The sequence below is a fragment of the Pseudomonas sp. URMO17WK12:I12 genome (genome assembly GCF_000514395.1).
Taxonomy (GTDB): domain Bacteria; phylum Pseudomonadota; class Gammaproteobacteria; order Pseudomonadales; family Pseudomonadaceae; genus Aquipseudomonas; species Aquipseudomonas mucoides.
Genome location: NZ_AZVV01000003.1, coordinates 462,355 through 475,944, shown reverse-complemented (window position 1 = coordinate 475,944; position 13,590 = coordinate 462,355). Strand labels below are relative to the sequence as shown.

The 13,590-nt window shown below is 57.0% G+C and carries 9 protein-coding genes; 2 read left to right on the top strand and 7 right to left on the bottom strand.

Annotated features, from left to right (window positions below):
- Window positions 1–5: 5 nt before the first annotated feature.
- On the bottom strand, window positions 6–2,084 hold the full coding sequence (locus D882_RS0102405; protein WP_027921752.1) for a hypothetical protein: 2,079 nt from the start codon (window positions 2,082–2,084) through the stop codon (window positions 6–8).
- Window positions 2,062–4,371 carry a hypothetical protein gene (locus tag D882_RS0102400; RefSeq protein ID WP_027921751.1) on the bottom strand — a complete coding sequence of 770 codons (2,310 nt, stop codon included), beginning with the start codon at window positions 4,369–4,371 and terminating at the stop codon, window positions 2,062–2,064. Before D882_RS0102400 ends, D882_RS0102405 begins: the two co-directional genes overlap by 23 nt.
- A gap of 91 nt (window positions 4,372–4,462) precedes the next feature.
- Here D882_RS0102400 and D882_RS0102395 point away from each other — a divergent pair, with 91 nt between their 5' ends.
- Window positions 4,463–4,747 carry a 50S ribosome-binding protein YggL gene (locus D882_RS0102395; RefSeq protein WP_027921750.1) on the top strand — a complete coding sequence of 95 codons (285 nt, stop codon included), beginning with the start codon at window positions 4,463–4,465 and terminating at the stop codon, window positions 4,745–4,747.
- Between the two features lie 107 nt (window positions 4,748–4,854).
- Here D882_RS0102395 and D882_RS0102390 read toward each other — a convergent pair whose 3' ends face one another.
- A complete protein-coding gene (locus tag D882_RS0102390; RefSeq protein ID WP_027921749.1) occupies window positions 4,855–6,045 on the bottom strand; it encodes a benzoate/H(+) symporter BenE family transporter in 1,191 nt (396 codons plus the stop codon).
- A gap of 354 nt (window positions 6,046–6,399) precedes the next feature.
- On the opposite strand from D882_RS0102390, the gene D882_RS0102385 reads away from it, so the two are divergent.
- The gene (locus tag D882_RS0102385) at window positions 6,400–7,164 is read left to right on the top strand and encodes a GntR family transcriptional regulator (RefSeq protein WP_010456474.1); all 765 of its coding nucleotides are present in this window, start codon (window positions 6,400–6,402) and stop codon (window positions 7,162–7,164) included.
- Window positions 7,165–7,271: 107 nt separating this feature from the next.
- On the opposite strand, the gene guaD is transcribed toward D882_RS0102385, so the two are convergent.
- The 4 genes from guaD to xdhA all read right to left on the bottom strand — a co-directional run bounded on the left by guaD (window position 7,272) and on the right by xdhA (window position 13,409).
- Window positions 7,272–8,576, bottom strand: a complete 1,305-nt coding sequence (gene guaD / locus D882_RS0102380; RefSeq protein WP_027921748.1) for a guanine deaminase — start codon at window positions 8,574–8,576, stop codon at window positions 7,272–7,274.
- Between the two features lie 25 nt (window positions 8,577–8,601).
- Entirely contained in the window at window positions 8,602–9,447 is an 846-nt protein-coding gene (gene xdhC / locus D882_RS0102375) for a xanthine dehydrogenase accessory protein XdhC (protein ID WP_027921747.1), read from the bottom strand.
- A gap of 115 nt (window positions 9,448–9,562) precedes the next feature.
- Complete coding sequence (gene xdhB / locus D882_RS0102370) at window positions 9,563–11,962, bottom strand: xanthine dehydrogenase molybdopterin binding subunit (protein ID WP_027921746.1); 2,400 nt, start codon at window positions 11,960–11,962, stop codon at window positions 9,563–9,565.
- A complete protein-coding gene (xdhA, locus tag D882_RS0102365) occupies window positions 11,955–13,409 on the bottom strand; it encodes a xanthine dehydrogenase small subunit (RefSeq protein ID WP_027921745.1) in 1,455 nt (484 codons plus the stop codon). The genes xdhB and xdhA overlap by 8 nt, the downstream gene beginning before the upstream one ends.
- Between the last annotated feature and the right edge of the window lie 181 nt (window positions 13,410–13,590).

Here is a 13,590-nt window from a genome sequence, read left to right as displayed (position 1 = left end):
TGTTCTCAGCTGACAATGAAAAGAACTTTCATGGATTTGCCATTTTCATCTTTGAAAAACTGTGGCTCCACCCTGGCTTTCCCTTCTTCCAGCATAGCTGCGAGGTAATTTTCAATTTTCTGATCATCGACGAGCGAAAATTTCGTAGTGCCGAACTCCGCAGACAGTAGATCTTTTAAGTTTTGGTAGTTTTCCAACCGGTCTTGCTTGGCCAAGTCTGCAAAATAGCGCGCGCCCGCACCACGGAGGTCTTTAGGTTCCAAGCACTCTGTCAGATAGTTATAGACGTGTTCGATGTCGCGGTGGCCTAGCATCCAGCGCAGAGTATCCAAATCGCCGAAGCTGTTTGTGTAGAAAAACATGATGGCAAAAAAGCGCCGCAACTGGTGTTGGCGAACGTAGTAGCGCTCACCGTTTGCAGTGACATCGCTTTCAAAGTAGTCACAGGCGAAGTCCAGGTGGCGGTTGAAAAGGTGCAAGGAGCAGTCTTGGAGTCCTTTATGTCCCATAGACGACGGGGTGGCAAAAAGGTCGGTCAGATCGTCGATAACGCCAAGACGCTTGAGTAGCTTTTGGAAGCGACGCAGTTCCTCAATCATTTCGACGGCGATGGCGTCGATGGGGCGAGACTCGCGCTGTCGAATACCTAGGGCCTTGCGTGTGGACTTGGCTAGTTTGAAGATCAACCATGACTTGGTCATGTCCAAGCATTTTTTAGCCTCCAGAGTGACCAGTTCATCAGCGCGTCGCGCCATTATCATCCCGACTGTCAGCTGTATGCTGCCGAGGTATACGTAAACCAATTCAAGTAATCCGTGGTTTGCACGTATCTGCTTGAAGTATTGGTTCTTGTCTCCTTTTCGGCGGGATCTCGTTCCAGTTCGGCGGTTACTAGAAAGACCTAGTTTTTTGACGCCAAAATCTACGAGCTCTGGGCCGATGATTTTCAGGAAATCGGCGTCAGCTAGCCGGCTCATCGAAATGTTTTGGGCTTGGCAAAAGCTCGCGACCCTAATGAATCCATTCAGAATCTTCCTTCCGTGGTCGACATGGAACTCCATGCTGCTACGAAAAAGTTTCAATAAGTTTCCAGAGGGCACGCTTCTAAATCGGGATGGTTGATTAAGCTCTGGAGCGTATTCTTTGATCGTAATCGTATCTGAGGGGGCAGGTAGTCCTAGCGCACTCAGCGATGCACTATTCAGGAGTGTGTACCTGTAGTAAAAGTACAATGATTCTTGGAGAGACTCGGCTTCGCCGGTGGTAACTCTTACTGACGGATATTCTCGTTTGTAGTTGTGCTCGTTAGGATAGAAATTCAGTGCCTCCAGCGCTGATTTTGCGGTCTGTCGTCCTCGTAGCGTGTCTGGGTACAGCCGTTCAGAAAGCACTTTAGTGCTGATCTTGTAGCCGTTGTGGTTGTTTCCGTAATACAGGTTCGCTTTCATCATTGCGGCACGAATTTTCGGAATGTCAGAGGCGGTGATGTCGAGCCTGAGATCCTCACAGACTTCATCGCTGACCTCCAGCATGCTCGGATGCTTGGCAAAAAACTCCTCTGCTTCAGCATTGCTGAGGCTGCCTAGTTGGAGCTTGCAAAACGCAGACACGCGCTCATGCCATGCATAAATGGAGTCTTCAGACCGTGCATAGGAGGCCAGTTGATTGAGTATCCCCTTCAAGTCATCGGCGTTCAAAGCACCTAGGCCGAAAGTGATAAGGTCGTAGCTTTGAGCGTTAATGAGCAAGTAATCGATGACTCTCATTGCGCAGGTTAGGCGTGTGTTTTGAGCGTCGTGCGAGAGCGTAGCAAACTCCTCGTTGACACCATTTGTGCTGATGATGAGTAGATGCTTAAGCGAGCGAAGCAAGATCTCATTCTTGCCGTCAGTCAAGACGCTGCCATCCCAAAGTCGAACCCCCCAATCGAGTTCGTATGGTTTTTTCTGGTTGGTCAGTATGACCCAGGAATACTCATCGAATTTGCACCGCAGCCAGGATGCTGTTGTGTGGGGTGATGCTTCGACCAAGTCAAAGTCATCAAGAAATTCATATCCGGATTCACGCCCAGTGAGCAGGGACATAGATCAGCGCCTCCATCTTCTTTGAATCGACTAATTTCAAAGCAGCATCCAAGTGCTTCTTCAGTAGCCGGTTATATCCATTGGAAATCTCGGCTTTAATTTTCTCCGCAAACGACGCCCAGTACTCTGCTTTGCCGCATACGCGAGCTCGATTGGTGGACGTCGTCACTGCTGCTTCAAGTGAGAGCAGCGAAGCGAGGAAAGGGACGCCGATTGAGAGTACGGCCTCGCTGGTTTCAATGGGGGTGCGCTGTTCCTTGCGCTCAGGATCTGAAGCTTCAGATGGGATCTCTTTGATCCGATGGTTATCCAGGAAGGTATCCAGCTCGTCCATGTTATTGAACTGAGTCACGCGAAGCAGGTGAGGGCTGTCCTTCATGGCCTCGCACACCATAGCCTTCTGAAAAATCCTGATCCATCGCGCCTTAATGAAGGCCAGTAGGGCGTCCGGCAGGTAGTGACTGAGCAAGTCTGGGTAATAGTTCTCATGGCCAAGAGCCTTGGACATCGCCTCAGTACTTTTACTCGTAATGAAAACTGCAACCGCTGCAGAAGCTCTGATGCGCCCCAGTCGCACTCTCTGAATAAAGTCCACTAGCTGCATCTCTGGGAGATCGATGTGTGGTGTGAATTGAGCGATCAGTTGCTCGCGTAGACCGCTATTGTTAGCAAAGCTACTGTTATTCCATTGGGGAATAATGTCGGCCCCAAAGACGGTTGTACCCCTGGCGGAATTCACAAATAGCTGGCGCCAGACATCATTACCTTGGGCCTTAAGTTTTCTCCGACCGAGGCTGGTTATCTCGATAATGTCTTTAACGATGGCAAATGAAGTGTCATTGAGCTCAATGGTCTGCTCGCGGACATCCGATTGTTTACGGTCTTTGTAGCCAATCAGGAGCCGTTTCTCTTCATCAAACCCTGACAACTGCCCTCGCGGGTTATAGAGCTCGAATCCGTTGAGAAAGTCCGCCGTGATCTCTGGGTGCTCAAGCACGAGGAGGCACTGCAGCGGATACAGACAGCCTTTCAATTGGAAGCCGTAAGTGCTGGCGAGGTGCATGGCGCTACAATTTTCACCCGTGATATGTTCGTGAACTTTGCAAAGAAAATTATGTGGCACCGCGGAATCTATGTCTTCCAAAGTCGCGCAGATGTCCGCCTGTGTATACCGCTTGACCATGCCACGGCCTGTGTACTCAATAATTGAAGTACCCTCCTGAGCTAGAGAAACTCGGCGAGCCCAGCGGGATTTCAGATCTGCTGCCTGCTTGCTAGCCCAGTTACGTACCGTCGCGAGATCGTTCTTGATATGAAAGAACAACACGTCAATAGCCTCGGCATCGGTTACGTGCAGTGGAATACTCGTGATTAGCTTTTCTTGTATAAGCAGGCCGTCCTCATCTTCACGCAGCCTCGTTTCCGAACCATGTTTGGTAGCTGGAGGTGGGCGCCGGATCGGTGAGGTAAGGCTCGCCCATACGCCTGTTTTGCATAGGCAGGATTCAACAGCGTTGAGGAACTTGTTCCACGCTTTGATCTTGTATTTGCTGTCGTGGCCGTCTTTCTTAGCCTTACCGAAATGAGCAAGAGTGAAAGCGTGCATGAATCGCTTCACTCCTTGTTCGCTCTCGAATGTACGCAGAGGCCATTGGGCTTGATGTTTGTGGAGGTAATCGAACATGAATCCCCATTCGAGACGATAATCACCTCCTCGGCCACGGTAGTGTTTCTCTAGCTGGACATACATGCCCTCGACAAAAGCCCTTCCATAAGCGGCCACGAGAGGTGCAAGTCTCAGGTGCGAGCTCCCACCGCCTTCCCGAAAGATCGTCCAACCTCCCCAGTACCACCTCTTGAAATCGTCCGCCGATGCCACTTTTGCGCATTCGTCAGCATCAGGTTTGAATACGGCGAAGTCCCAGTTAACGGGATAGAGATCAGGGTGCGCGAGCCTAGCTGCAGCTAGCGCCTGATAGATGCGGCGACAGAAATTCACTGACTCTCTATTTGGTAAGTCAAGCAGCTCATCGCCAGCCAACGCGGCTGTGTAGCCTTCCAGGACTGCCTCGATCGCGGGGCTTCTAAGCGTCTCCATCGTGATCCGCTGGCCAGTGATATCGCAGTACGCTTCGAGTACCTGTAGAGCAGGTCGAATCGTAAAACTTCTGGCCTTTGTCGACTGTCGGTAGACCTCGCCAGCCTGAATGATCAGGTCACCGACCTCTGGGTCGATCGCGGTAAGTGGATGGTAGAGGACAGTAGAGGCGTTTTTGATAATTGTCATTTTTTTTTAGCTGTCAGTGGTGTCTTATGAGCCCGTGTTAGAGCTGTTGAACCAATAATGACACCCATCGCTAAATAGTCAAACCAAAGAGCTGGGTTTCGAACTGAACCTGGATTTCAAAGAAGATTTGGCTGATGAAGCCATTGATGCTTTCCTCGACGCGTTCCTGAAAGAAGCCATGGAAGCCAACGGTCTGGGTTATGTTGGCGGCGACGACTTCGGTCTGGTTTGCCTGCAGAAGCGTGGCTCGGTGTCCGAAGAGCAGCGCGCAGCTGTTGAAGCCTGGCTCAAAGGCCGCAGCGAACTGACCGAAGCAACCGTCAGCCCGCTGATCGACGTCTGGTACCCGGAAAAGCCGATCAATCCGGTAGCTTGATGTCATAGCTTTTTGTCTAAAAAAAGCGGCGACCCAAGGGTCGCCGTTTTTTTATGCGTGCTTTTTGCAGGTGCATGGCTTGGCCTGCGAAGTCGATGTCGGATCCCTCAGCCCTTGCGCCAATTCAAAATCACCAGCGTCAACACACCCGCCACAATTCCCCAGAACGCCGACCCAATGGAAAACAGCGTCAGCCCCGACGCCGTGACCATAAAGGTGATCAGCGCCGCCTCCCGTTCCTTCACCTCGGTCATGGCAATGCTCAAGCCATTGATGATCGAGCCAAACAGCGCCAGCGCCGCAATCGACAGCACCAGTTCTTTCGGCAGCGCGGCAAACAACGCTGCCAATGTCGCGCCGAACACCCCGGCAATCCCGTAGAAAATCCCGCACCAGACCGCCGCCGTGTAGCGCTTGTTGCGATCTTCATGGGCATGCGGCCCGGTGCAGATGGCTGCGCTGATGGCCGCCAGGTTGATGCCGTGGGAGCCGAACGGTGCCAGCAGCAATGAGGCGATACCGGTGGTGGTGATCAATGGCGAGGCCGGCACGGTGTAACCGTCGGCGCGCAGGACGGCAATGCCCGGCATGTTCTGCGAGGTCATGGCCACCACGAACAGCGGAATGCCGATGCTGATGGTCGCAGCCAGCGAGAAGTGCGGCGTGGTCCAGACCGGCGTCGCCACTTCCAGGTGGAAACCACTGAAATCCAGCAACCCCATGAACCCGGACAATGCAGTGCCGATCAACAACGCGGCCAGCACGGCGTAACGCGGCGACAGGCGCTTGATCACCAGATAGGTGAAGAACATGCCCAGCACCAGCCCGGTGCGATGCTGGGCGGCGACGAAAATCTCGCTGCCGATCTTGAACAGAATCCCTGCCAGCAACGCAGCGGCCAGGGAGGCTGGAATCTTCTTCACCAACCGTTCGAAGCTGCCGGTCAGGCCGCAGATCGTCACCAGCACTGCGCAGGTGATATAGGCGCCGATGGCTTCGCCATAACTGACACCGCCGAGGCTGGTGATCAGCAAGGCCGCACCGGGGGTCGACCAGGCAATGGTGATGGGCGTGCGATAACGCAACGACAGGCCGATCGAACATACCGCCATGCCAATCGAGATCGCCCAGATCCACGAGGAGATCTGCCCACTGGTCAGGCCCGCCGCTTGGCCGGCCTGGAACATCAGCACCAGGGAGCTGGTGTAACCGGTCATCATCGCGATGAAGCCGGCGACGATGGCCGACGGCGAGGTGTCGGCCAGTGGTCGGAGCTGCGTATGCGTGGCGTCGTTCATGACAGCGCTGTTCCTTTTATAAAGATGTCCGAAACGCCGGTGAACCCTGTGGGAGCCGAGCTTCCTCGCGATGGCGGTGGATCAATCGACACGTGTGTTGACTGCCCGGACGCCATTGCGAGCAAGCTCGGCTCCCACAGGGATTGTGTTCGAGCGGCAGATTTCAGGTTCAAGCCTAAACTCAAACGTAAGGGATCGTTGCAATACAGCGGAAGCGACAAACAGCCGTACAGTCGTGTTGCCACCCTCCATTGTGTACAATCGCGGTGTTTTTTACGCGATACTTGCCAGCGACCCACTGTGCCGTATTACAGTCACCGTCAATTCGCCGCAGTTCTCCCGACTCGAGTGCCCATGAACGAACAGTTGCAGCCCCTCAAAAAACAACCGCGAGCAGGTAAAGCCGGCCGCAGCGGGACCCAGGACGATATTGTCTACGCGCATATCTTCGAGGCCATCCTCGAACAACGTCTGGCGCCCGGCACCAAGTTGAGCGAAGAAGCGCTGGGGGAAATTTTCGGGGTCAGTCGCACCATCATCCGCCGTGCGCTCTCGCGCCTGGCCCATGAAGGCGTCGTGCTGCTGCGTCCGAACCGTGGCGCGGTCGTCGCCAGCCCAAGCGTCGAAGAGGCCCGTCAGGTGTTCCTCGCGCGCCGTCTGGTGGAACGAGCGATCACTGAACTGGCTGTCCAACACGCGACCGCCGAGCAGATCGCCGAATTGCGCCAGATGGTCAACGACGAGCGCGACAGCTTCTCCCGCGGTGATCGCGGTGCCGGCATCCGTCTGTCGGGCGAATTTCACCTGAAACTCGCCGAAGCGGCGAAGAATGCGCCGCTGATCAGCTTCCAGCGCAGCCTGGTGTCGCAGACGTCGTTGATCATTGCCCAGTATGAAAGTGGCAACCGTTCGCACTGTTCCTACGACGAACACACCCAGCTGATCGACGCCATCGAAGCGCGCAACGGTGAGCTGGCGGTGAATTTGATGATGCATCACATGGATCACATCGACAGCAAACTCAACCTCGACGAAGAAAGTGCGTCGGATGATTTGCATGCGGTGTTCTCGCATTTGTTGCAGACCAAGAAGCCTGGGCGGCCAGCGGTCAAACTCTAAGGTAGACCGAGTCGAACCATCGCGGGCAAGCCCGCGATGACGGTCTCAAGAGCAATAAAAATCCCCCGCAACCATCGATTGCGGGGGATTTTTTATGCCCGGAAGATTTAGCGCTGATGCACCTGATTCCCCGCCGCATACGTCTGCAGAACAGCCCGGTCATCCCCCAGCGTCATCAACACAAACAACGTCTCGGCAATGTTGTTCGCCTGCTTCAAGCGATAGCTCAGCAACGGCGTGGCGTTGTAATCCAGCACGAGGAAGTCGGCATCGGTGCCCGGTTTCAAGGTGCCGATCTTGTCTTCCAGACGCAACGCGCGAGCACCGCCGAGTGTCGCCAGGTACAGCGATTTGAATGGGCTCAGACGCGCACCTTGCAGCTGCATGACTTTGTACGCTTCGTTCAAGGTTTGCAGGATCGAGAAGCTGGTGCCACCGCCAACGTCCGTGCCCACACCGACATTCAGTTTGTGCTTCTCGGCCATCGGCAGGTTGAACAGGCCGCTGCCGAGGAAGAAGTTCGACGTCGGGCAGAACGCGATGGCCGAACCGGTTTCCGCCAGTCGCGCGCACTCGTCGTCGCACAGGTGCACGCCGTGGGCAAACACCGAACGCTCGCCGAGCAATTGATAGTGATCGTAGACGTCCAGGTAGCCTTTACGCTCCGGGAACAGCTCTTTGACCCATTCGACTTCCTTCAGGTTTTCGCTGATGTGCGTCTGCATGTACAGGTCAGGGAATTCGCTGAGCAACTGGCCGGCGAGGGTCAGTTGTTCCGGGGTGCTGGTCGGGGCGAAACGCGGGGTGACTGCGTAGTGCAAGCGACCCTTGCCGTGCCAGCGCTCGATCAGCGCCTTGCTTTCGACGTAGCTGGATTCGGCGGTGTCGGTCAGGTAGTCCGGCGCGTTGCGGTCCATCATCACCTTGCCGGCGATCATCCGCAGGTCGAGCTGTTCGGCAGCCTCGAAGAACGAGTTCACCGATTGCGGATGCACGCTGCCGAACACCAGCGCAGTGGTGGTGCCGTTGCGCAGCAGTTCCTTGATGAAAATATCGGCGACTTCGTCGGCGTGTTTCTTGTCGGCGAACTGGCTTTCACACGGGAAGGTATAGGTGTTCAGCCAATCGAGCAGTTGCTCGCCGTAGGCGCCGACCATGCCGGTTTGCGGCAAGTGAATGTGGGTGTCGATGAAGCCGGGGGTAATCAGCGCGTCCTGATAATGAGTGATTTCGATGTCGGCCGGCAGGGTCGGCAGCAAGTCGCTGGCGTGACCGAGCGCGCTGATCTGGCCGTTGTCGACCACCAGCAAGCCGTCTTCGAAATACTCGTACGAGGCTTCAATACCGACTTCGGCGGGGTCGGCAAGGCTGTGCAGGATGGCGGCGCGGTAAGCTTTGCGAGTCAAAGGCATGAGGGTTCTCGGTTTCTAAGGCTTATCAATGAGAGGCTTGGCTGCGGCGTGAAGCGGGCAGCAGTTTGGCAATCGATGATCCGGCGCTGGCGGTCTGCTGGCCGAAATTCGCGTTATAGGTGGCGATGATTTCGCCGGCGATGGAGATGGCGATTTCCACAGGCAACTTGCCTTTGACTTCGCCGATGCCCATCGGGCAGCGCATGCGTTGCACGACGCTGTTGTCGAATCCGCGGTCGCGAAGGCGGTGTTCGAACTTCACCCGTTTGGTCTTCGAGCCGATCAGGCCGAAGTAGGCGAAGTCGTTGCGCTTGAGGATCGCGGCGGTGAGTTCGAGGTCGAGCTGGTGATTGTGGGTCATGACGATGCAGTAACTGCCGGCGGGCAGCTCGTCGATTTCGTCCACCGGTTCTTCGCTGACAATCTTGCGCACGCCGTGAGGGATCTGTTCCGGGAATTCGTCGTCCCGCGAATCGATCCAGCGTACCCGGCAGGGCAGGCTGGCGAGCAGCGGCACCAAGGCGCGGCCGACATGACCGGCACCAAACACGGCGATCTGCGCCTGGACCTGGCCCATCGGTTCGAACAGCAACACGGTCGCGCCTCCGCAGCACTGGCCGAGGCTGGCGCCGAGGCTGAAGCGCTCCAGGTGGGTGTCCTGTTTGCCGCTGGCAAGCAGGTCGCGGGCGATCTGCATGGCCTTGTATTCCAGATGCCCGCCACCGATGGTGTCGAAGGCCTGGGTGGCGCTGATGACCATCTTCGAACCGGCATTGCGCGGCGTCGAGCCAAGCTCTTCGATGATGGTCACCAATACGCAGGGCTCACCCCGGGATTGCAGGTCGGCGAGGGCGTCGATCCAGTTGTACATAGTCACCTCGACATCGTTGTTGTTTGTACCGGCCTCTTCGCGGGCAAGCCCGCTCCCACAAGGATTGCATCGTACCTGTGGGAGCTGGTTTGCCTGCGATGGCCGCGACGCGGTCTTAGAGCGAAGCCAGTTCGGTTTCAGCTTCCACGGCTTTCACCGCCTTCAACTGCCGCATCTGCTCACACCCCCACAACACACGCTCCGGGGTCGCCGGCGCATCGATTTTCGGTTGATGCTTGTAGTCGCCAAGGCTCGCCACGGCGTCCTTGATCGCACACCACGAGGCGATGCCGAGCATGAACGGTGGCTCACCCACGGCCTTGGAATGGAACACCGTGTCTTCCGGGTTCTTGCGGTTTTCCACCAGCTTCACCCGCAGGTCCAGCGGCATGTCCGCCACGGCCGGAATCTTGTAGCTGGCCGGGCCGTTGGTCATCAGCTTGCCCTTGTTGTTCCACACCAGTTCTTCCATGGTCAGCCACCCCATGCCCTGAATGAAACCACCCTCGACCTGGCCGATGTCGATGGCCGGGTTCAACGAGGCGCCGACGTCGTGGAGGATGTCGGTGCGCAGCATCTTGTACTCGCCGGTCAGGGTGTCGACGATCACCTCGCAGCACGCTGCGCCAAACGCGTAGTAGTAGAACGGACGGCCGCGCGCCTGACTGCGGTCGTAGTAGATTTTCGGGGTCTTGTAGAACCCGGTGCTCGACAGCGACACCTGAGCGAAATACGCCTGCTGGATCAGTGCTTCAAAGGTCAGGATGTGATCGCGAACCCGCACGTGACCGTTGTGGAATTCCACGTCTTCTTCGCTGACCTTGTAGTGCCGCGCGGCGAATTCGACCAGACGCTGCTTGATGATTTCCGCTGCGTTCTGCGCCGCTTTACCGTTGAGGTCGGCACCGCTGGACGCGGCGGTCGGCGAGGTGTTTGGCACCTTGTCGGTGTTGGTTGCGGTGATCTGCACACGGTCCATTTCCACCTGGAACACTTGCGCCACGACCTGCGCGACTTTGGTGTTCAAGCCCTGGCCCATTTCGGTGCCGCCATGGTTCAAGTGGATGCTGCCGTCGGTGTAGACGTGAATCAGCGCACCGGCCTGGTTGAGGAAGCTCGCGGTAAACGAAATACCGAATTTCACCGGGGTCAGCGCCAGGCCTTTTTTCAGGATCGGACTGTTGGCGTTGTAGCGACGAATTGCTTCACGACGCTCGGCGTACTGGCTGCTTTCTTCCAGCTCGGCGGTCATTTCTTCGAGCATGTTGTGCTCGACGGTCTGGTAATAATGCGTGATGTTGCGCTCGGTCTTGCCGTAGTAGTTGGCCTTGCGCACCGCCAATGGATCGAGGGCGAGATGACGGGCAATCGCGTCCATCACTTCTTCGATGGCGACCATGCCTTGCGGGCCGCCGAAGCCACGATACGCGGTGTTCGACGCGGTGTTGGTTTTGCAGCGGTGACCGTTGATGGTCGCGTCGCCCAGATAGTATGAGTTGTCGGCGTGAAACATCGCACGGTCGACAATCGACGCCGACAAGTCCGGCGAGCAACCGCAGTTGCCGGCCAATTCCAGGGCGATGCCGTGCAGGCGGCCGGTGCTGTCGAAGCCGACGTCGTACTCGACGTAGAACGGGTGACGCTTGCCGGTCATCAACATGTCTTCGACACGCGGCAGGCGCATTTTGGTCGGCTGGCCGGTGAGGTGCGCGATCACGGCGCACAAACAGGCCGGGCTGGCGGCTTGCGTTTCCTTGCCACCAAAACCTCCGCCCATGCGGCGCATGTCGACCACGATTTTGTTCATCGACACATCAAGCACTTCGGCGACAAGCTTCTGCACTTCCGTCGGGTTCTGCGTCGAGCAGTAGACGATCATGCCGCCGTCTTCCGTCGGCATCACCGAAGAGATCTGGGTTTCGAGGTAGAAGTGTTCCTGGCCGCCGATGTGCAGCGTGCCCTGGATGCGGTGCTCGGCAGTCGCCAAGGCACCCGCAGAGTCGCCGCGCTGATGGGTGTGGCTGTCGAGCACGAAGTGGCGTTTGCGCAGGGCTTCGACCACGTCCAGCACCGGCTCGAGATCTTCGTATTCGATGATCGCGGCCATCGCGGCCTTGCGTGCGGTTTCGAGGTCTTTCGCCGCCACGGCGAGCACCGGCTGACCGACGAATTGCACGTCATCAATCGCCAGCAGCGGGTCGCCCGGCAACAGCGGCCCGATGTCCTTCAGGCCCGGCACATCTTCATGGGTGATCGCGATGCGCACGCCTTCGAAGGCGTAGCAGGGCTTGGTGTCAATGCTGATGATTTTCGCGTGGGCGCGGTCCGACAGGCGTGCATAAACGTGCAGCTGGTTCGGAAACTCCAGGCGGTCGTCGATGTACTGCGCTTCACCGGATACGTGCTTGGCGGCGCTGTCGTGCTTGACGCTGCGGCCGACACCGGTGGTCAGGTCCTTGGCGAACAGTTCAGCCAGTTCGGCTTGGGTCTTCTCTACAGCGTGATGATTAGACATAAGCGGTCACCCGAGTCTCGATGTGCGGTGTTTGCAGTTCGATGAAGTATTTACGCAGAAGGTTTTGCGCGCTGAGCAGGCGGTACTCTTTGCTGGCGCGGAAGTCCGACAGCGGGGTGAAATCTTCGGCCAGTGCGGCGCAGGCGCGTTCGACGGTGGCGTTGTTGAACGGCGCACCGAGCAATGTTTTTTCGCAGGCACTGGCGCGTTTCGGGATGGCCGCCATGCCACCGAAGGCGACGCGGGCATCGGCGATCACACCGTTTTCCAGACGGATTTGGAACGCGGCGCACACAGCGGAGATGTCATCGTCCAGACGCTTGGACACCTTGTAGGCGCGGAACAGTTGTTCGGCGCGGGCCCGTGGCACGATGATCTTCTCGATGAACTCGCTTTCCTGACGCGCGGTGACCCGGTAATCGATGAAGTAATCTTCCAGGGCCAGGGTGCGCCGGGTTTCGCCTTTGCACAGGACGATTTGCGCGCCCAGGGCGATCAGCAGGGGCGGCGAGTCTCCGATGGGCGAGGCGTTGCCGATGTTGCCGCCGAGGGTGCCCTGGTTGCGGATCTGCAGCGAGGCAAAACGTTGCAGCAACTCACCGAAATCCGGGTACTCGGCCTTTAATGCTTCGTAGCAGTCGGAGAGGGCGGTGGCGGCGCCGATTTCCAGGCGATCATCGAAACGCTCGATGCGCTTCATCTCGGCGACGTTGCCGACGTAAATCATCACCGGCAAGGTGCGGTGGAATTGTGTGACTTCAAGGGCCAGGTCTGTACCACCGGCCAGCAGGCGCGCCTGTGGATAAGCGTCATAGAGGTCGGCCAGATCGGCGACGGTCAGCGGCACCAGGCAGCGCTTGTCGCCACTGTTGAGCTCGCCGATGGACGTCGGGGCAATCGCTTTCAAGCGCGCGATGGTGTCGGCTTCACGCGCATCGAACTGGTCCGGTTGCTTGCCGCAGCAAGACTGTTCGGCGGCTTGCAGGATCGGCCGATAACCGGTGCAACGGCACAGATTGCCGGCCAGCGCTTCGTGCGCCTTGTGGGAATCCGGTGCGTCGCTGTTCTTTTGCAGGGCGAACAGCGACATGACGAAGCCCGGGGTGCAGAAGCCGCATTGCGAACCGTGGCACTCGACCATGGCTTTCTGCACGCTGTGCAGTTCGCCCTGATGCTTGAGGTCTTCGACGCTGATCAATTGTTTACCGTGCAACGACGACACGAACGTCAGGCACGAGTTGAGGCTGCGATAGCGAATGTGTTCGCGGCCGTCGTCATCCGTTTGTAGCTCGCCGACCACCACAGTGCAGGCGCCGCAGTCACCGCTGGCGCAGCCTTCTTTGGTGCCGGGTTTGCCCACATGGTCGCGCAGATAATTGAGCACGGTCAGGTTTGGGTCCAGGGCGTGCTCGCTACGGAGTTCCTGGTTAAGTAAAAACTGGATCACGGAAGGCCTCGCAGACTCATTATTGTTGTTAACCGACTTGAACCGAATTTAGCAGGTCTGACTTTTCGGTCAATGATTTTCTGACTTAAAGGTCAGGAAATAGCATTTTGTCGACAAACACCTCATTTCTTCAGTATTGACCCTCACGCACACACCTGCTTTTTTGCTTGAATCGTGCCAA